This window comes from Neisseria sp. P0021.S007 (assembly GCF_051956855.1).
Window position 1 is genome coordinate 109,975 of sequence record NZ_JBQCXA010000002.1, and the last position, 19,751, is coordinate 129,725.

Genomic DNA, 19,751 nt, shown 5'->3' on the forward strand with positions numbered 1-19,751 from the left:
AGACGAATGACTTTTTCCGCGATTCTGTTCTATATTCTTGCCGCCATCGTTTTGTACGGTGCGGTTCGTACCGTTACCGCTAAAAACCCTGTTCACGCCGCTTTGCATCTGGTGCTGACCTTCTGCGTGAGCGCGATGATTTGGATGCTGATGCAGGCTGAGTTTTTGGGCGTTACGCTGGTGGTGGTTTACGTCGGCGCCGTGATGGTGTTGTTCCTGTTCGTCGTGATGATGTTGAACATCGACATTGAAGAAATGCGCGCCGGTTTCTGGCGTCATGCGCCTGTTGCCGGTGTGGTCGGCACATTGTTGGCGGTTGCGCTGATTCTGATTCTGGTCAACCCGAAAACCGACCTTGACGCATTTGGTCTAATGAAAGACATTCCGGCCGATTACAACAATATCCGTGATTTGGGCAGCCGTATTTATACTGACTACCTGTTGCCGTTTGAATTGGCGGCGGTATTGCTGCTGTTGGGTATGGTGGCCGCGATTGCGCTGGTTCACCGTAAAACCACCAATCCGAAACGTATGGATCCTGCCGACCAAGTTAAAGTACGCGCCGACCAAGGCCGTATGCGTCTGGTGAAAATGGAAGCGGTCAAACCGCAAGTCGAATCTGCCGAAGAAAGCGAAGTTTCAGACGGCCTTAAGCCGGAAGGGGAGGGCAAAGCATGATTACCTTGACGCATTATCTGGTATTGGGTGCGCTCCTGTTCGGTATCAGCGCAATGGGTATCTTCATGAACCGCAAAAACGTGCTGGTATTGCTGATGTCCATCGAGCTGATGCTTTTGGCGGTGAACTTCAACTTTATCGCCTTCTCGCAATATTTGGGCGATACTGCCGGACAGATTTTCGTATTCTTCGTACTGACCGTTGCCGCTGCCGAATCTGCCATCGGTTTGGCGATTATGGTATTGGTGTACCGCAACCGACAAACAATCAACGTTGCCGATTTGGATGAGTTGAAAGGGTAATCATGAACGATATGACTTTATATTTGATAATTGCCCTTGTTCCGTTGGCAGGCTCGCTGATTGCGGGTTTGTTCGGCAACAAAATCGGACGTGCCGGCGCGCATACGGTTACGATACTCGGCGTGGCGGTGTCTGCCGTGCTGTCGGCTTATGTGCTGTGGGGATTCCTCAATGGTAGCCGTGCCAAGTTTGACGAGAACGTCTATACCTGGCTGACAATGGGCGGTTTGGATTTCTCCGTCGGCTTCTTGGTCGATACGATGACGGCGATGATGATGGTCGTAGTAACCGGCGTGTCGTTGATGGTGCATATCTACACCATCGGTTATATGCACGACGAAAAAGTCGGCTACCAACGCTTCTTCAGCTATATTTCTTTGTTTACTTTCAGCATGTTGATGCTGATTATGAGCAACAACTTCATCCAGCTCTTCTTCGGCTGGGAGTCTGTGGGCTTGGTGTCGTATCTCTTGATCGGTTTCTATTTCAAACGTCCAAGCGCAACATTTGCCAACCTGAAAGCCTTTTTGATCAACCGTGTCGGCGACTTCGGCTTTTTGCTCGGTATCGGCTTGGTGCTTGCCTATTTCGGCGGCAGCCTGCGCTATCAAGATGTATTCGCTTATCTGCCTAATGTTCAGACGGCCACTATCCAACTGTTCCCCGGTGTGGAATGGTCTTTGATTACCGTAACCTGTTTACTGTTGTTTGTCGGTGCGATGGGTAAATCGGCACAATTCCCGCTGCACGTCTGGCTGCCTGATTCGATGGAAGGCCCGACTCCGATTTCTGCATTGATTCACGCCGCAACCATGGTTACCGCCGGTCTGTTCATGGTATCGCGTATGTCGCCTATTTATGAGATGAGCAGCACTGCGCTGTCTGTCATCATGGTAATCGGTGCGATTACTGCTCTGTTTATGGGTTTCTTGGGCGTGATTCAAAACGACATCAAACGTGTGGTTGCGTATTCCACCCTGTCGCAACTGGGCTACATGACCGTGGCTCTGGGCGCGTCTGCCTATTCCGTAGCGATGTTCCATGTGATGACTCACGCTTTCTTTAAAGCCTTATTGTTCTTGGCCGCAGGTAGCGCGATTATCGGTATGCACCATGACCAAGACATGCGCCACATGGGTAACCTGAAAAAATACATGCCGATTACTTGGCTGACCATGCTGATCGGTAACTTGTCGCTGATTGGTACGCCGTTCTTCTCCGGCTTCTATTCCAAAGATTCGATTATCGAAGCGGCGAAATACAGCACCCTGCCGGGCAGCGGCTTTGCCTATTTTGCCGTCCTCGCCAGCGTGTTTGTTACTGCGTTCTACGCATTCCGCCAATACTTTATGGTGTTCCACGGCGAAGAGAAATGGCGCAGACTGCCTGAACATCATGACGATCATCATGGAGAAGAACATCACGGCTTAGGCAAAAACGACAATCCGCACGAAAGCCCGCTGGTTGTTACCCTGCCTTTGATTTTGCTTGCCATTCCGTCCGTCATCATCGGCTACGTTGCCATCGAGCCTATGCTTTACGGCGATTTCTTCAAAGACGTGATTTTTGTTAATGCCGACGCGCATCCGACCATGCATATCATGAAGGAAGAGTTCCACGGCGCATTGGCAATGGTGTCGCACAGCCTGCATTCGCCTGTACTCTACCTCGCTATCGCAGGTGTCTTGAGCGCATGGCTCCTGTACGTCAAACTGCCGCACCTGCCTGCGAAAATTGCACAGGTGTTCCGTCCGATTTACGTTTTGTTTGAAAACAAATACTACCTCGACGCCCTGTATTTCAATGTTTTCGCCAAAGGCACGCGCGCATTGGGTACTTTCTTCTGGAAAGTCGGCGATACCGCCATTATCGACAACGGTATCGTCAACGGCTCTGCCAAACTGGTCGGCGCGATTGCCGCGCAGGTACGCAAAGTCCAAACCGGCTTCATCTATACCTATGCCGCTGCTATGGTATTCGGCGTATTGGTACTGCTCGGCATGACCTTCTGGGGATTGTTCCGATAAAAGCGGGATTTCAGACGGCCTGTCTATAGTTTGTGTGTATAGGGGCCGTCTAAAAAAGAAAATTTGAGCAACAATAATGATTGAAGACAAATTACCGCAAACCCTGGACGAAGTCCGCGAAGCCATTGATGGTTTGGACAAGGGATTAATCGAATTACTCGCCCGCCGGCAGAAATTGGTACGGCAGGCTGGTCGTCTGAAACCTAAAAACGATGTGCGGGCGGTTTCCGCGCCTGAACGGGTGGCTCAAGTGATTACCTCGTGCCGCGCTTATGCCGAAAAGGCCGGTTTGTCGCCCGAAGTAGCAGAAGCAGTTTGGCGCAGCATGATTGATGCGTTCATTAAACTTGAGATGGACACCAACCGTACCGATGGAGCGTAGTCAAAATCTTCGGATAATGGTTTTGGCAAGAAAAATATGGAAGAGGCCGTCTGAAAAGAAGGTTTTAGGCGGTTATGGAATAAAAGAATGACGGTAGATATACGTTTTCTTGATTTTGCCATATACAAAATACACAATCTTTTTCAGACGGCCTCCTGAAATGGTGTCTGAAAACCAACCCATACAACTATATTTTTTATTTTAACCACAGGTTAACCACTATGTTTTCCAACTACCTACTCAGCTTGGCAATATGGATACCCATCGCCGCAGGTGTGCTGGTTTTGGCGACCGGTAAAGACAGCCGTGCGCCGCTGGCGCGTGTGCTTGCCTTCATGGGTGCGCTTGCCGGTTTCTTGGTAACGCTGCCCCTGTTTACCGGTTTCGACCGTTTGAGCGGCGGCTATCAGTTTACCGAGTTCCACGAGTGGATTCCGCTTCTGAAAATCAACTACGCATTGGGCGTGGATGGTATTTCAGTGCTCTTTATCATCTTGAATGCGTTTATTACGCTGTTGGTGGTATTGGCCGGTTGGGAAGTCATTCAGAAACGTCCGGCGCAGTATATGGCGGCATTCCTGATGATGTCGGGTTTGATTAACGGCGCGTTTGCCGCGCAGGATGCGATTCTGTTTTATGTGTTCTTCGAGGGTATGCTGATTCCGCTGTACCTGATTATCGGTGTATGGGGCGGTCCGCGCCGCGTCTATGCGTCGGTCAAGCTGTTCCTCTATACGCTGATGGGTTCGCTTTTGATGCTGGTTGCCATGGTTTACCTGCACTATCAAACAGGCAGCTTCTCTATTGTCGATTTCCAAAACATCAAACAGATTCCGTTGGGCGTACAACAGCTTTTGTTTGTGGCGTTCTTCCTGTCATTTGCTGTAAAAGTGCCGATGTTCCCTGTGCACACTTGGTTGCCGGATGCCCACGTTGAAGCGCCGACCGGCGGTTCGATGGTGTTGGCGGCAATTACGCTGAAACTGGGTGCGTATGGTTTCTTGCGCTTTATCCTGCCGATTATGCCGGATGCGGCACGCTATTTTGCCCCTGTAATCATCGTATTGAGCCTGATTGCCGTGATTTACATCGGTATGGTGGCTTTGGTGCAAACCGATATGAAAAAACTGGTGGCATACTCTTCCATCAGCCATATGGGTTTTGTCACTTTGGGCATGTTCCTGTTTGTGAACGGCCAATTGAATGACTGGGCATTGAAAGGCGCAATCATTCAAATGATTTCCCACGGTTTTGTGTCCGCCGCGATGTTTATGTGTATCGGCGTGATGTACGACCGCCTGCATACCCGCAATATTGCCGATTATGGCGGCGTGGTCAATGTGATGCCTAAGTTTGCGGCGTTTATGATGTTGTTCGGTATGGCCAATGCCGGTCTGCCTGCGACTTCCGGCTTCGTGGGCGAGTTTATGGTGATTATGGGCGCGGTTAAAGTGAATTTCTGGGTAGGTGCGTTGGCTGCCATGACCCTGATTTACGGTGCGTCTTATACCCTGTGGATGTACAAACGCGTTATTTTTGGTGCAATCCACAATCCGCACGTTGCCGAAATGAAAGACATCAATTGCCGTGAATTTGCGATTTTGGCGATTTTGGCGGTTGCTGTTTTGGGCATGGGTCTGTATCCGCAAGCGTTTATCGAAGTGGTGCATCAAGCGGCAAACGATTTGATTGCCCATGTGGCACAAAGCAAGATTTGAGGTGTGTAAATGAACTGGTCTGATTTGAATTTAATGCCCGCCATGCCCGAAATCGTGCTGCTTGCGCTATTGGGTGTCGTATTGCTGGCAGACTTGTGGATTTGCGATAAAAGCCGCTATCTGACCCATCTGATGAGTTTGGGAACGGTCATCATCGTGGCCGTCACCCAATTGGCGGTATGGGAGCAGGGTAGTGTCGATGCCTTTCACGGTATGTATATTGCAGATGGCATGTCCCGTTTGGCAAAACTGGTGCTGTATGCGCTGACGTTTGGTCTGTTTATTTACAGTAAACCGTACAACCAAGACCGCCAAATCTTTAAAGGCGAGTTTTACACCCTGTCATTGTTTGCCCTGTTGGGTATGAGCGTCATGGTCAGCTCGGCACATTTCTTGACTGCGTATATCGGTTTGGAATTGTTGTCTTTGTCGCTGTACGCCATGATTGCCCTGCGCCGCGACTCCGGCCGCTCTGCCGAGGCCGCGCTGAAATACTTCGTATTGGGCGCGTTGGCCTCCGGTTTGCTGCTCTATGGTATTTCTATGGTTTACGGCGCCACCGGTTCCCTTGATTTTGCTTCCGTCTTGGCTTCTGCTTTCAATGAGCAGGCCAATGAATGGTTGTTGAAATTGGGTATGGTATTTATCGTAGTCGCCATTGCATTTAAATTGGGTGCGGTTCCATTCCATATGTGGGTACCCGATGTGTACGATGGTGCGCCGACCTCTGTTACCGCCTTTGTGGGTACGGCTCCGAAAATCGCCGCCGTTGTCTTTGCGTTCCGTATCCTTGTTACCGGTATGGGTACCATACATTCAGACTGGGCGCCGATGTTGGCCATTCTTGCCGTTGCTTCTTTGGTGGTCGGTAACCTTGCCGCCATCATGCAAACCAATATCAAACGTATGCTTGCCTATTCTACCGTATCGCACATGGGCTTTATCCTGTTGGCGTTTATGGCAGGCGCAGTCGGCTTTACTGCAGGTTTGTATTACGCCATTACCTATGCTTTGATGGCGGCAGTCAGCTTCGGTGTTTTGATGGTATTGTCCACCAAAGACATTGAATGTGAAAACATCAAAGACCTCGCAGGCCTTAACCAACGCCATGCATGGTTTGCCTTCCTGATGTTGCTGTCTATGTTCTCCATGGCGGGTATTCCGCCGCTGATGGGCTTCTACGCCAAATTCGGCGTGATTATGGCTCTCTTGAAACAAGGCCATGTTTGGTTGTCCGTATTTGCCGTCATCATGTCGCTGATTGGTGCGTTCTACTACCTGCGCGTGGTCAAAGTCATCTACTTCGATGCACCTGATCATGACCAGCCGGTCGGCAGCAACTATGCCGCCAAATTTGTCCTGACGGTCAATGCCTTCCTACTGCTCCTGTGGGGTATCATGCCGCAAACCGTTATCGACTGGTGTGCCAAAGCATTGATAAATACCCTGTAAGCTTCAAACAAAACCAACGGCGGCTGTTCCAAAGCCGCCGTTTTTGTTAGGATTCGCATTCGGATGAAATATACCCAAAGTTCAGACGGCCTCAAGCCTTTGAGCAATCATCAAGCGGGCATCATCAAGATATTGAATATTCCACGGATAATAATGGGCAAGAATGCCCATTTAACATGTTAAAATCACACACAGGCCGTCTGAAAACAGAAAGACCATCATGACCGCATCCATGTACATTCTTTTGTTGTTGGCACTTATCTTTGCCAACGCACCATTTATTACCACCAAATTCTTCGGCATCGTCGCCCTGAAACGCAAACATATCGGCCATCACTTGATCGAATTGCTGGCAGGTTTCCTTCTTACCGCGATCCTCGCCTATATCCTCGAATCGCGAGCTGGTGCCGTACATGCCCAAGATTGGGAGTTTTACGCGACCGTTGTCTGCCTCTACCTGATTTTTGCTTTCCCATGCTTTGTATGGCGTTACTTTTGGAATGAGAGAAATAGAGAGTAGGATTTGAATTAGGAAAAGGCCGTCTGAAAGATTTTCAGACGGCCTTTTTATATCAAGTAAGGATTGTTTTAGGGATGAGCTTTGGAACATTGACCTGGAGTTGCCATATTCAGTTTCATAATGGCAGCTTTGGCAACATCTTCAGAAATTTCAGTTACTGCCGGTATGGGTATTGGCTGTTTCTGGTAACAAGAAACCTTTGTTTTGCAAGTCACCTAAGCAATTAACAACAATATCTTTAGTTACAGAGATAAATGCCTGATCCAGATTACTATGGGGAGTCAGCTCTTTGGGTGTGGAGGTTAAACCAATAGTAGTCACAATAGCGTGATTAAATTCGGAACGGTTTAATTCTTTTTTGCCATCTGAGTAGCTACAGTAGAATTGATAGTAATCCTGAACTGTACTGCCTGCTAATCCGAAAGTCAGACCTGTTTTTATACCGTTACCTACTGCACCACCAATATTGGCGATATTGTTGGCATGGATTTTCAGGCTGTTTTGGGCTTGCGGGTCTACTGTTACAATCTTTGTTCCGTTTAGTGCAATTTTGGCAGCTTTTGTTAGAGCCGGATTTACTTTAGGGAAAGATTTACCATTACGCTCGAACTCTCCCTCTAAACGTATAGGATAAGGTTGATTTGGTACTTTCAAATCACTTTGTTTATATTTTTGATATTCGGTTGAAGTATAGGGATGTGGTACAACACAGGCAGAAAGCGCTAATGCTGAGCATAGGATGAGTAATTTGTTCATAGATATTCTCCAGTTAATTTGCATTTATCTGTTTGTTTTCAGGTGAATTAAATAACGTATTCGAATAAAACCAATTATAACGTAATACAGTTTTTATACAAATTTTGCAAACTAAATGTGAAAATTTGCATGGGAAGGCAGGTTGTTATATTGGATCTACCTTGCGAACTTCATTACTTTAGAGAGAAGGTTTCCGATAGTGATGGTAGATGTCGAGGGCAAGTTAACTTTAATTACCAAGAGTACAACTGTGAGCTTTTGAGTTATTAAGATTAGATTTCGATTGAAAATGATAGGGAGATTTCAGTTTGGGTCAGTTGGTAAATAAATTAAGCCAAAAGGCCGAGTTGATGTAGTTGCTTGAAACAATAAAGGTCGTCTGAAAGATTTTCAGACGGCCTTTATTTTGTTTGATGTTAAATATCGGTTAGAAAACAAGGCTGTTGGGGCGTAAAGCCTTGTCGTGGGGGCGGTTTAACGGTACTATTCTCGGTTAATTCTGTTTTATTCCTATGAAATTGAAAGTATTAAGATGATTAATGATATTCAAAAGACAGCTGAAGGCAAAATGCAGCGTTCTCTGGAAGTATTGAAAGACAATTTGGCTAAAGTACGTACCGGCCGTGCGCATACCGGCCTGCTCGACCAAGTGGAAGTGGAATACTGGGGCAGCATGGTACCTGTGAGCCAAGTGGCGAACGTGACGCTTTTGGATGCGCGTACGATTGGTGTGAAACCTTTCGAGAGCAATATGGCTTCAAAAGTCGAGAAAGCGATCCGTGATTCCAACTTGGGCCTGAACCCTGCTTCTGTCGGCGATTTGATCCGTGTCCCTATGCCTATGCTGACTGAGGAACGCCGTAAAGATTTGATCAAAGTAGTGCGCGGCGAGGCGGAAGAGGGCCGTGTGTCTATCCGCAATGTGCGCCGTGATGCAAACGACCACATCAAAAAATTGTTGAAAGACAAAGAAATTTCTGAAGACGAAGCCCGCCGCGGCGAGGAAGCGGTTCAGAAATTGACCGACAAATACATTGCTGAGGCAGACAAGCTCTTGGCGGCCAAAGAAGAAGATTTGATGGCGATTTAATCCTGTGTGCAAACCGTTCAGACGGCCTTTGGACGGTTTGCTCCCTGAAAGGCAGACATGAAAAGCAGTACGCAGACGATTTTGGAACACTCTGCCATCCCCCGACATATTGCCGTGATTATGGACGGCAACGGACGTTGGGCAAAGAAGCGTTTTCTTCCCCGTGTGATGGGGCATAAGCGCGGCTTGGATGCGCTGGAGAACATGGTGAAGCATTGTGCTGAGCTGGGTGTGCGGTATTTGACCGTGTTTGCTTTTTCGACTGAAAACTGGCGACGCCCCGAGGAAGAGGTTTCTTTTCTGATGGGGCTGTTTTTGCAGGCTTTGCAAAAGCAGGTGCGCCGTTTGCACGATAACAATATGCGCTTGAAAGTCATCGGCAGCCGCGAGCGGTTTAACGCTGAAATCCTGAAGGGGATTGAGGCGGCAGAGGCGTTGACGGCAAACAATACCGGTTTGACTTTGAGCATCGCCGCCGATTATGGCGGCCGCTGGGATATTTTGCAGGCGGCAAATCAGTTGATTGCCGAGGGTGCAACAGAGATTACGGAAGAGGCGTTGTCGCGCTATTTGATGTTGGGCGATGCACCCGAGCCGGATTTGTTTATCCGCACCGGCGGCGAGACGCGCATCAGTAATTTCCTGCTGTGGCAGATGGCGTACGCGGAATTGTATTTTACGGATACGCTGTGGCCTGATTTTAATGAGAAATCGCTGAACGAGGCGATTGCTTCGTTTCAAAAACGGGAACGCCGCTTCGGGCGGACTTCCGAACAGCTGCCGCTTGAGCAGCAACGGGGTTGAGAATTATGTTGAAACAACGGATTTTAACGGCGCTGTGGCTCTTGCCGCTGATGCTGGGTATGCTGTTTTATGCACCTATGTGGCTGTGGGCGGCGTTTTGCGGCCTGATTGCTATGTTGGTTTTGTGGGAATATGCCCGCATGAGCGGCTTGGACAAGCTGAAAATCAATCATTATTTGGCGTCAACGCTGGTGTTCGGCGTGATTGCCTATGCCGGCGGTTGGCAGCTGCCCAATTTGGTTTGGTGTGTCGTATTGGCGTTTTGGCTGATTGTCATGCCTTGGTGGCTGAAAGCGAAATGGAAGCTAAACGGCGGCTGGCAGGCTTACACGGTCGGTTGGTTGTTGGTGATGCCGTTTTGGTTCGCACTGGTTTACCTGCGCCCTCAGCCTGAAGACGCGCTGTCTTTATTGGCGATTATGGGCTTGGTATGGGTGGCCGATATTGGCGCGTATTTCTGCGGCAAGTCGTTTGGTAAGCGCAAAATTGCGCCGACCATCAGCCCGGGTAAAAGCTGGGAAGGTGCAATCGGCGGCGCATTGTGCGTTGCCGTGTACATGACCGTTGTATGGAAAGCCGGTTGGCTGGCTTTTGAAGCCGGGTGGTTCAAAACGATTTTGATCGGCTTGATTCTGACCGTTGTCAGCGTGTGCGGCGATTTGCTGGAAAGCTGGCTCAAACGTGCGGCAGGTATCAAAGACAGCAGCAATCTGCTGCCGGGGCACGGCGGCGTGTTCGACCGTGTGGACAGTCTGATCGCCGTTATCAGCATTTATGCCGCCTTTGTATATTTGTTTTAAACCGTCTGTCTCACATGGTTGGGGGAGCTGATTATGTCCGAACAAAAACAGATTTCATCTTTATCGATCTTGGGCGTATTGTTGGCACTGGGATTGATGGCTGCGGCGTTTATTTTGGGCGTGCAGTTTAAGAATCTGCGCCAACCCGGGACGATTACCGTAAAAGGTTTGGCGGAGAAAAACTTCCAATCCGACAGCGCGACGTGGAATACGGGCGTAAATGCGCACGGCGAGAGCTATCAGGAAGTTTTGGATTTACTGACGGCAAGACGCAAGAAGCTGTCTAAATTTTTGGGTGAGCAAGGCTTTACGGCGGCTGAAATGAAAGTAGGCCTGCCTGAAGTGTCGCGCGTTTTCAATGAAACCCGCGACGAACTGGGCAACGTAACCCGCACGCCCAACGGCTACGATGGCGACCTCAATATTGTGGTCAACACCAAAAAACTGGACAAAATCCAAGCCGCCCAGCGCGCCATTTTGAATTTCCGTGCGCAAAACGAATTCATCCGCTTCGACAATCCGCAATATTTGCTGGGCAATTTAGAAACCATCAAACGTGATTTGATCACGCAGGCGACTGAGGACGCGCAGAAACGCGCGGCCGAATTTGCCAAAACCGGCGGCGGCAAAGTGGGCGCCATGCGTTCTGCTTCGCAAGGTTCGTTCAACATCTATGCCGACACCGGCAGTAGCGAGGACGACGAGTACGGCGGTTCTTACGATAAAAGCACCGTCGGCAAGCAAGTCCGACTGGTTGTTACCATCGAATACGGCATTGAGTAATTCTTTCAGACGGCCTTTTCAGCTGGGAGGCAAAAGGCCGTCTGAAAATTGGAAACGGCAAAGAAATTTATTTCAAACACGATGAATACCGTTTGCACAGCACATAAAGAACACACCATGACACAACAAGTTCTGACCATATTAGGCAGTACCGGCAGCATAGGCGAAAACACTTTAGACGTTGTCTCCCGCCATCCTGAAAAATTCCGCGTGTTCGCGCTGGCAGGGCATAGGCAGGTGGACAAGCTGGCAGCGCAATGCAAACAGTTCCGCCCGGAATATGCCGTTGTCGGCGATGCCGGCCATGCTGCCGAGCTGGAAAAGAAACTCAAACAAGAAAGCATCAGTACGCAGGTTTTATATGGCGCTCAAGCCCTGATTGATGTCGCCTCTGCCGATGAAGTCAGCGGCGTGATGTGTGCCATTGTCGGCGCGGCCGGTTTGCCGTCGGCTTTGGCCGCCGCTAAAAAAGGCAAAACCATTTATCTGGCCAACAAAGAAACGCTGGTGGTTTCCGGCGCATTGTTTATGGAAACCGCCCGCCAAAACGGCGCTACCGTCTTGCCGATTGACAGCGAACACAACGCCATCTTCCAAGTATTGCCAAGGGATTACACAGGCCGTCTGAATGAGCACGGTATCAATTCGATTATTCTGACCGCATCGGGCGGACCATTCCTTAACACCGATTTAAGTACATTTGACAGCATTACGCCCGAGCAGGCGGTCAAGCATCCGAATTGGAGTATGGGGCGAAAAATTTCCGTCGATTCCGCGTCAATGATGAATAAGGGCTTGGAGTTGATTGAGGCGCATTGGCTGTTTAACTGTCCGCCGGAAAAACTGGAAGTCGTCATTCATCCGCAATCCGTGATTCACAGTATGGTGCGTTATCGCGATGGTTCGGTATTGGCGCAGTTGGGTAATCCCGATATGCGTACGCCGATTGCTTATTGTTTGGGCCTGCCCGAACGCATCGATTCCGGCGTGGACGAGCTGGATTTCGGCGCATTGTCCGCGTTGACCTTCCAAAAGCCTGACTTTGACCGTTTCCCATGCCTGAAACTTGCCTATCAGGCCATGAATGCAGGCGGCGCCGCGCCTTGCGTGTTGAACGCTGCCAACGAAGTTGCCGTGGCCGCTTTTTTAGATAAACGCATCAAGTTTACCGATATTGCCAAAGTCGTTGCCCACTGTCTTGCCCAAAATTTTTCAGACGGCCATCATGATATCGAAGGCCTGTTGGCGCAAGACGCGCAAACACGCAGACAGGCAGAAGCCTTTATCGGCAAACAATAAAGCTTCAATGACAGGCCGTCTGAAACGTCAACCGCTTGGCATTTAGGCAGACAAAATGGAACAACTGCCTTTATAATCGGTTTTCAGACGGCCTTATCCGTTGATGATCACATTCCATTCAGGGGATTTTTTTGCAAACCTTTTTAGCCTTTATCGTCGCCATTCTGATTCTGGTCAGCCTGCATGAGTTCGGACACTATATTGTTGCCCGCTGGTGCGGCGTTAAAGTCGTGCGCTTTTCCGTTGGCTTCGGTAAGCCCTTTTTTACCCGAAAACGCGGCGATACCGAGTGGTGTCTTGCCCCGATTCCGCTGGGCGGTTACGTTAAAATGGTCGATACGCGCGAAGGCGAGGTGGCAGAGGCAGATTTGCCGTACGCCTTTGACAAGCAGCATCCGGCCAAGCGCATCGCCATTGTCGCCGCCGGCCCTTTGACCAATTTGATTTTGGCCGTTTTGCTTTACGGTTTGAGCTTTTCCTTCGGCGTGACCGAGTTGCGCCCCTATGTCGGCATGGTCGAGCCTAGCAGTATTGCCGCCAAAGCAGGTTTTCAGGCAGGCGATAAAATTGTATCGGTTAACGGAATCGCCGTTAAAGACTGGAGCGATGCGCAAACCGAGATGGTGTTGAACCTTGAAGCCGGCCCTGTAAAAGTTGCTGTTCAGACGGCCTCAAATACCCAAGCCATCCGCATAATTGATGCCGCCGGCACGCCTGAAGCAGGTAAAGTTGCGAAAAGCCAAGGCAACATCGGCCTTTTGCCTTTTAGAATTACTAACCGCATCGGCAAAGTCTTGGCTGATAGTCCGGCCGAAAAAGCAGGCTTGAAGGAAAACGACAAACTGCTGACCGCCGATGGGAAGCCCATCGAAAGCTGGCAGGCATGGACGGAACTCTTCCGCGCCAGCCCCGGTAAACGAATTGAGCTGACTTACGAGCGTGACGGTAAAATACTGGCGACCGCTATCCGGCCGGACAGCGTCGAGCAGTCGGCAGGCGTGCTGGTGGGTAGAGCAGGGCTTGCCGCCCAGGCGGATAAAGAGTGGGATAAAACCATCCGCTACCGTTATACGCCTTCCGTTGCCCAAGCCTTTGAATTGGGTTGGAACAAAACCGTCAACTATTCGTGGACAACCCTCAAATTTTTCGGAAAACTGGTTACGGGCAATGCCTCTTTGAACCATATTTCCGGCCCCCTGACCATTGCCGATGTCGCCGGACAGTCCGCCAAACTCGGATTGCAGAGCTACCTCGAATTTCTGGCCTTGGTCAGCATCAGCTTAGGCGTGTTGAACCTTTTGCCCGTGCCCGTTTTAGACGGCGGACATCTGGTTTTCTATACCGCCGAATGGATACGCGGAAAGCCTTTGAGCGAGCGCATACAGGCAGTCGGCCTGCGCTTCGGACTGGCAGCCATGCTTTTGATGATGGCTGTGGCTTTCTTTAATGACATCAACCGTTTGTTTGGATAATTTATGAAACTGAACCAGATTGCTTCCGCTTTAATGGTATTGAGCCTGTCTCCGTTGGCATTGGCTGACTTTACCATTCAGGACATCCGCGTCGAAGGCCTGCAACGCACCGAGCCGAGTACCGTCTTCAACTACCTGCCCGTTAAAGTCGGTGATAATTTCAATGATGCGCGCAGTGAAGAAATCATCAAAAAACTCTACGCAACCGGTTTCTTTGACGATGTACGCGTCGAAACCATGGACAATCAAGTCCTGCTGACCGTGATTGAGCGTCCGACCATCAGCTCGCTCAATATTACCGGCGCGAAAATGCTGCAAAACGATGCCATCAAGAAAAACCTTGAAGCATTTGGTTTGGCGCAATCCCAATACTTCAACCAAGCAACGCTGAATCAAGCCGTTGCCGGTTTGAAAGAAGAGTATTTGAGCCGTGGCAAACAGTCTGTCCAAATCACTCCGACCGTAACCAAACTCGCCCGCAACCGCGTGTCTATCGATATTGCCATCGAAGAGGGCAAATCTACCAAGATTACCGATATTTCATTTGAAGGCAACGAAGTTTATTCCGACCGCCGTCTGATGAAACAAATGTCCCTGAGCGAAGGCGGCATGTGGACTTGGATTACCAAGAGCAACCAGTTCAATGAGCAAAAATTTGCTCAGGACATGGAAAAAGTTACCAATTTCTATCAAAACAACGGCTACTTCAACTTCCGCATTTTGGATACCGACATCCAAACCAACGAAGACAAAACCAAGCAGACCATTAAAGTAATCGTCAGCGAAGGCGACCGCTTCCGTTGGGGCAATGTACGCATCGAAGGCGATACGTTGGAAGTGCCGAAAGAAGATTTGGAAAAACTGCTGACCATGAAGCCGGGCAAATGGTATGAGCGCGCGCAAATGTCCAATTCGCTCGAGGCCATCCAAAACCGCATGGGTCAGGCAGGTTACGCATTTAGCGAAATCAATGTCCAACCGATTCCAAATGCCGAAACGCATACCGTTGATTTTGTTCTGACCGTTCAACCGGGCCGCAAAATCTATGTAAACGAAATCAACATTACCGGCAACAACAAAACCCGTGACGAAGTCATCCGCCGCGAGTTGCGTCAAATGGAATCGGCGCCTTACGACTCTGCCAAACTGCAACGTTCTAAAGAGCGCGTTGAGTTGTTGGGCTACTTCGACAACGTTCAATTTGATGCGGTTCCTGTGGCCAATACGCCCGACCAAGTTGACCTGAACATGAGCCTGACCGAACGTTCTACCGGATCGCTCGACTTGAGCGCAGGTTGGGTTCAGGATACCGGTTTGGTGATGTCTGCCGGTGTGGCTCAAGACAACCTGTTCGGTACGGGTAAATCCGTTGCACTGCGCGCTTCCCGCAGTAAAACCACAGTAAACGGCTCGTTGTCGTTTACCGACCCATACTTCACACCTGACGGCGTAAGCTTGGGCTACGACCTTTATGGTAAGACTTACGACCCGCGTAAAGCTTCTTCCAGCGCGAAACAATATAAAACCACAACTTTCGGCGGCGGTTTGCGTATCGGTATTCCGGTTACCGAATATGACCGTGTGAACTTCGGTTTGGCCGCAGAGCGTCTGACCGTGAATACCTACAAAGGCGCGCCTAAACGCTATGCCGACTTTATCAATCAATACGGTAAGGGCGACGGTAGCGGCGTGGGTAGCTTCAAAGGCTGGTTGTACAAAGGTACCATCGGCTGGGGTCGCAACAAAACCGACAATGCCTTGTGGCCGACCCGCGGTTACCTGACCGGCGTGAACGGCGAAATCGCTTTGCCGGGCAGCGACCTGCAATACTACACCCTGACCCACAACCAAACCTGGTTCTTCCCATTGAGCAAAGATTTCACGCTGATGCTGGGTGGCGAAGTCGGTTATGGCAACGGCTACGGTAAAACCAAAACCATGCCGTTCTTTGAAAACTTCTACGGTGGCGGCTTAGGTTCTGTCCGCGGCTTTGAAAGCGGTACGCTGGGCCCGAAAGTCTATGACGAATACGGCGAGAAAATCAGCTACGGCGGTAACAAAAAAGCCAACGTTTCCGCAGAGTTGCTCTTCCCGATGCCGGGCATTAAAGACTCTCGTACCGTCCGTCTGAGCCTGTTTGCCGATGCTGGCAGCGTGTGGGATGACAAAACCTACAACGACAGCAGCAGCAATTCTTATTACACCAATGGCGCGCTCCAAAACGTGTATGGCGTAGGCACAACGCACAAATCGACATTCAAAAACGAATTGCGTTACTCTGCCGGTGCTGCCGTGACCTGGCTCTCTCCGCTGGGTCCGATGAAGTTCAGTTATGCTTATCCGATTAAGAAAAAAGAAGGCGACGAAATCCAACGCTTCCAATTTCAACTCGGTACGACATTCTGATGATGTTTAGGCCGTCTGAAACCGGGTTTGTCCGTTTCAGACGGCCTCATGGCAGATTGGCGGCAAGCTTATTGCAAACCGCCCGTTTGTTTTCAAGCAAGGATTTTTATCATGAGTAAAATAGCCGACACCCTCCGTGTCCTCGCCGTAGCCCTGCCGGGTTTCGTGCTGTTGCCGCAAGCGGCGGCGGATGGCGTGCAGAAAATCGGTTTTATCAATACCGAGCGCGTTTATCAGGAATCCAAGCAGGCGCAAAGCATTCAGATGACTTTGGAAAAAGAGTTCAAAAGCCGTCAAACCGCCTTGCAAAAGCTGCAGCAGGAAGGCGAGACTTTGGAGCAAAAACTGAGTAGCGACAAACTCAGCGACAGCCAAAGGGAAGCGGAGACCCAAAAATGGCGCAATCTGGTACAAAAATTCCGCAAACAGCAGACCGAGTTGGCTGAAGACTACAACTTGCGCCGCAATGAAGAATTCGCCGCGCTCCAGCAAAATGCCAACCGCGTTATCGTCGATTTAGCCAAACGCGAAGGTTATGACTTCATCTTGCAGGACGTGATTTACGTCAACGGCCGCTACGACATTACCGACAGCGTTATTAAAGCCCTAAATGCTCACTGACCCTGCTCGGCAGCGAATGTAACCATACAGACAAACCTAAGGCCGTCTGAAACCCAAACCGGCATCTTTCAGACGGCCTGACATCTTGACGGCAGATTATCATGACTTCACAAGCATACACCCTGTCCCAAATCGTTTCCCAACTCGGCGGCGAATGGAAAGGCGAAGACATCGCCATTACCGCCGTCCGCCCGTTGGACCAGGCTCAGGCGGAACACATCAGCTTTTTGGCCAATCCGAAATACAAAGCCGAAGTACACGACAGCCAGGCAGGCGCAGTGATTGTGTCGCCGAAAGCCGCAGACGAATTTGCAGGCCGCAACCTGATTGTGGCTGCCGACCCTTATCTTTATTTTGCCAAAGTGGCACGATTGTTCTCGCCGATTGTCAAAGCACAGGGCGGCGTACATCCGACTGCCGTTGTCGAGGCAAGCGCCAAAGTACCGGCAAGCTGCGAAATCGGCGCGAATGCCTATATCGGCGTGAATTCCGTATTAGGCGAAGGCTGCCGTATTTTGGCCAATGCCGTTGTCCAACACGATTGCACGTTGGGCGATGAAGTCGTGCTGCATTCCAACGCCGTCATCTATTACGGCTGCACTTTGGGCAACCGTGTCGAAATTCACAGCGGCGCAGTCATCGGTGCAGACGGTTTCGGCTTGGCCTTTGCCGGCGATTCATGGTTTAAAATTCCGCAAACCGGCGCAGTCACGCTGGGCGATGATGTGGAAATCGGTTCGAACACCAATATCGACCGCGGCGCAATGAGCGACACGACCGTCGGCAACGGCACCAAAATCGACAACCAAGTCCAAATCGGCCACAACTGCAAAATCGGTTCGCACACCGTTATCGCCGCCAAGACCGGTATTTCCGGCAGCGTCACCATCGGCAATTATTGCATTATCGGCGGCGGCGTCGGCACGGTCGGACACATCGAAATCGCCGATAAAACCACCATCGGCGGCGGTACATCCGTTACCCACAGCATTACCGAAAGCGGCCAGCATCTGGCCGGTATTTTCCCGATGTCGGGCTACAAAGACTGGGCACGCAATGCCGTTTATATCCACCGTTTGAGCGAAATGAACAAACGCCTCAAAACGCTGGAAAAACAGCTTGCCGACAGCGACGAAGCCTAAAGGCGGCGCAAACAGTCCGCGCCCCGCATCCGAATACGTTTAAACCCAATACAAACAAGGAAAGACGAACATCATGGACGTACAACTCCCGATCGAAGCCAAAGACATTCAAAAACTTATCCCACACCGTTATCCGTTTTTGCAACTCGACCGCATTACTGCGTTCGAACCGATGAAAACCCTGACTGCGATTAAAAACGTCACCATGAACGAGCCGCAGTTCCAAGGCCACTTTCCTGACCTGCCCGTGATGCCCGGCGTGCTGATCATCGAAGCCATGGCGCAAGCGTGCGGCACACTCGCCATCCTCAGCGAAGGAGGCCGCAAAGAAAACGAATTCTTCTTCTTCGCCGGTATCGACGACGCCCGTTTCAAACGCCAAGTCATCCCCGGCGACCAACTGGTTTTTGAAGTCGAGCTGTTGACCAACAAACGCGGTATCGGCAAATTCAACGCCGTTGCCAAAGTCGACGGCCAAGTTGCCGTTGAAGCCGTGATTATGTGCGCCAAACGCGTGGTGTAAAAATGGGACAGGCCGTCTAAACGTTCAGACGGCAACCTGTATCAGACAGCAAGGAGACAGTATGACCCTTATCCATCCGACCGCCGTCATCGACCCTAAAGCCGAACTCGACTCCAGCGTTAAAGTCGGCCCATACAGCATCATCGGCCCCAATGTGCAAATCGGTGCGAATACCGAAATCGGTCCGCACGTCGTCATCAACGGCCATACGACCATCGGTGAGAACAACCGCATTTTCCAATTTGCCAGCCTCGGCGAGATTCCGCAGGACAAAAAATACCGCGACGAGCCGACCAAGCTGATTATCGGCAACGGCAACACCATCCGCGAATTTACGACGTTCAACCTCGGCACGGTCACCGGCATCGGCGAAACCCGTATCGGCGACGACAACTGGATTATGGCCTACTGCCACCTCGCCCATGACTGCGTGGTCGGCAACCATACCATCTTCGCCAACAACGCCTCACTCGCAGGTCACGTTACCATCGGCGACTACGTCGTCTTGGGTGGCTACACGCTGGTGTTCCAATTCTGCCAAATCGGTGACTACGCCATGACCGCGTTTGCCGCCGGCGTACACAAAGACGTACCGCCGTACTTCATGGCTGCAGGCTACCGCGCCGAACCGGCCGGCCTCAACAGCGAAGGTATGCGCCGCAACGGTTTCACCGCCGAACAGATTGCCTCCGTCAAAGATGCGTATAAAACCATTTACCATCGCGGCATTCCGTTTGAAGAAGCCAAGGCAGAGATTCTGAAACGCGCAGAAACCCAAAGCGAATTGGCGGTATTTAAAGACTTTTTTGCACAATCCACACGCGGCATTATCCGTTGATGGATGGATTGAAGGCCGTCTGAAACTTTTTCAGACGGCCTTTGGATTGCAAAAATCCGTGCAGGGGCAGGTTTCCTGTCTGTTTGCTGCCGATGCCGTCTGAAAACAGGCGGGCAAATGTCTGCCCCAAAATCTTTT

General features: G+C 50.5%; 20 protein-coding genes. 18 read left to right on the forward strand and 2 right to left on the reverse strand.

The window, feature by feature from the left end; genetic code table 11:
* The first annotated feature begins 6 nt into the window (after positions 1 to 6).
* From ACTHUR_RS03540 to ACTHUR_RS03570, 7 genes are all read left to right on the forward strand, one after another.
* A complete protein-coding gene (locus tag ACTHUR_RS03540; RefSeq protein ID WP_004519136.1) occupies positions 7 to 678 on the forward strand; it encodes an NADH-quinone oxidoreductase subunit J in 672 nt (223 codons plus the stop codon).
* Complete coding sequence (gene nuoK, locus ACTHUR_RS03545; protein ID WP_004519135.1) at positions 675 to 980, forward strand: NADH-quinone oxidoreductase subunit NuoK; 306 nt, start codon at positions 675 to 677, stop codon at positions 978 to 980. The genes ACTHUR_RS03540 and nuoK overlap by 4 nt, the downstream gene beginning before the upstream one ends.
* 2 nt (positions 981 to 982) lie before the next feature.
* Complete coding sequence (gene nuoL, locus ACTHUR_RS03550; protein WP_070504145.1) at positions 983 to 3,007, forward strand: NADH-quinone oxidoreductase subunit L; 2,025 nt, start codon at positions 983 to 985, stop codon at positions 3,005 to 3,007.
* A 76-nt stretch (positions 3,008 to 3,083) separates the two neighbouring features.
* A complete protein-coding gene (locus ACTHUR_RS03555) occupies positions 3,084 to 3,389 on the forward strand; it encodes a chorismate mutase (RefSeq protein WP_004519132.1) in 306 nt (101 codons plus the stop codon).
* Positions 3,390 to 3,610: 221 nt separating this feature from the next.
* Positions 3,611 to 5,107 (forward strand): NADH-quinone oxidoreductase subunit M, encoded by a 1,497-nt coding sequence (locus tag ACTHUR_RS03560; RefSeq protein ID WP_004519131.1) that lies wholly within the window; start codon positions 3,611 to 3,613, stop codon positions 5,105 to 5,107.
* Positions 5,108 to 5,116: 9 nt separating this feature from the next.
* On the forward strand, positions 5,117 to 6,559 hold the full coding sequence (nuoN, locus tag ACTHUR_RS03565; protein WP_004519130.1) for an NADH-quinone oxidoreductase subunit NuoN: 1,443 nt from the start codon (positions 5,117 to 5,119) through the stop codon (positions 6,557 to 6,559).
* Positions 6,560 to 6,779: 220 nt separating this feature from the next.
* Positions 6,780 to 7,079, forward strand: coding sequence for a DUF2818 family protein (locus ACTHUR_RS03570; RefSeq protein WP_039861891.1), 300 nt, complete (start codon positions 6,780 to 6,782; stop codon positions 7,077 to 7,079).
* Between the two features lie 150 nt (positions 7,080 to 7,229).
* Here the strand turns inward: ACTHUR_RS03570 and ACTHUR_RS03575 are convergent, their stop codons facing one another.
* Positions 7,230 to 7,835, reverse strand: a complete 606-nt coding sequence (locus tag ACTHUR_RS03575) for a hypothetical protein (protein WP_224783379.1) — start codon at positions 7,833 to 7,835, stop codon at positions 7,230 to 7,232.
* Positions 7,836 to 8,367: 532 nt separating this feature from the next.
* Between ACTHUR_RS03575 and frr the strand changes: the two genes are divergently transcribed.
* The 11 genes from frr to lpxA all read left to right on the forward strand — a co-directional run bounded on the left by frr (position 8,368) and on the right by lpxA (position 19,613).
* Positions 8,368 to 8,925 carry a ribosome recycling factor gene (frr, locus tag ACTHUR_RS03580; protein WP_049332978.1) on the forward strand — a complete coding sequence of 186 codons (558 nt, stop codon included), beginning with the start codon at positions 8,368 to 8,370 and terminating at the stop codon, positions 8,923 to 8,925.
* A 57-nt stretch (positions 8,926 to 8,982) separates the two neighbouring features.
* Positions 8,983 to 9,729 (forward strand): isoprenyl transferase, encoded by a 747-nt coding sequence (locus ACTHUR_RS03585; protein ID WP_036492295.1) that lies wholly within the window; start codon positions 8,983 to 8,985, stop codon positions 9,727 to 9,729.
* A gap of 5 nt (positions 9,730 to 9,734) precedes the next feature.
* Positions 9,735 to 10,529 carry a phosphatidate cytidylyltransferase gene (locus ACTHUR_RS03590; RefSeq protein ID WP_440361249.1) on the forward strand — a complete coding sequence of 265 codons (795 nt, stop codon included), beginning with the start codon at positions 9,735 to 9,737 and terminating at the stop codon, positions 10,527 to 10,529.
* 33 nt (positions 10,530 to 10,562) lie between these two features.
* A complete protein-coding gene (locus ACTHUR_RS03595; RefSeq protein ID WP_003747899.1) occupies positions 10,563 to 11,312 on the forward strand; it encodes an SIMPL domain-containing protein in 750 nt (249 codons plus the stop codon).
* Positions 11,313 to 11,429: 117 nt separating this feature from the next.
* Positions 11,430 to 12,611: a 1-deoxy-D-xylulose-5-phosphate reductoisomerase gene (gene ispC, locus ACTHUR_RS03600; protein ID WP_440361250.1), complete on the forward strand. Its 1,182-nt coding sequence runs from the start codon at positions 11,430 to 11,432 to the stop codon at positions 12,609 to 12,611.
* Positions 12,612 to 12,742: 131 nt separating this feature from the next.
* Positions 12,743 to 14,083 (forward strand): RIP metalloprotease RseP, encoded by a 1,341-nt coding sequence (rseP, locus tag ACTHUR_RS03605; protein WP_296184567.1) that lies wholly within the window; start codon positions 12,743 to 12,745, stop codon positions 14,081 to 14,083.
* A 3-nt stretch (positions 14,084 to 14,086) separates the two neighbouring features.
* Positions 14,087 to 16,489, forward strand: coding sequence for an outer membrane protein assembly factor BamA (bamA, locus tag ACTHUR_RS03610; protein WP_440361251.1), 2,403 nt, complete (start codon positions 14,087 to 14,089; stop codon positions 16,487 to 16,489).
* Positions 16,490 to 16,600: 111 nt separating this feature from the next.
* Positions 16,601 to 17,110 carry an OmpH family outer membrane protein gene (locus ACTHUR_RS03615; RefSeq protein ID WP_440361252.1) on the forward strand — a complete coding sequence of 170 codons (510 nt, stop codon included), beginning with the start codon at positions 16,601 to 16,603 and terminating at the stop codon, positions 17,108 to 17,110.
* Positions 17,111 to 17,211: 101 nt separating this feature from the next.
* Complete coding sequence (lpxD, locus tag ACTHUR_RS03620) at positions 17,212 to 18,252, forward strand: UDP-3-O-(3-hydroxymyristoyl)glucosamine N-acyltransferase (RefSeq protein ID WP_440361253.1); 1,041 nt, start codon at positions 17,212 to 17,214, stop codon at positions 18,250 to 18,252.
* Between the two features lie 73 nt (positions 18,253 to 18,325).
* Complete coding sequence (fabZ, locus tag ACTHUR_RS03625; RefSeq protein ID WP_003681704.1) at positions 18,326 to 18,775, forward strand: 3-hydroxyacyl-ACP dehydratase FabZ; 450 nt, start codon at positions 18,326 to 18,328, stop codon at positions 18,773 to 18,775.
* 61 nt (positions 18,776 to 18,836) lie between these two features.
* A complete protein-coding gene (gene lpxA, locus ACTHUR_RS03630; protein WP_070606394.1) occupies positions 18,837 to 19,613 on the forward strand; it encodes an acyl-ACP--UDP-N-acetylglucosamine O-acyltransferase in 777 nt (258 codons plus the stop codon).
* On the opposite strand, the gene ACTHUR_RS03635 is transcribed toward lpxA, so the two are convergent.
* Positions 19,603 to 19,743, reverse strand: coding sequence for a hypothetical protein (locus ACTHUR_RS03635; protein WP_440361254.1), 141 nt, complete (start codon positions 19,741 to 19,743; stop codon positions 19,603 to 19,605). The genes lpxA and ACTHUR_RS03635 overlap by 11 nt on opposite strands.
* Positions 19,744 to 19,751 lie beyond the last annotated feature (8 nt).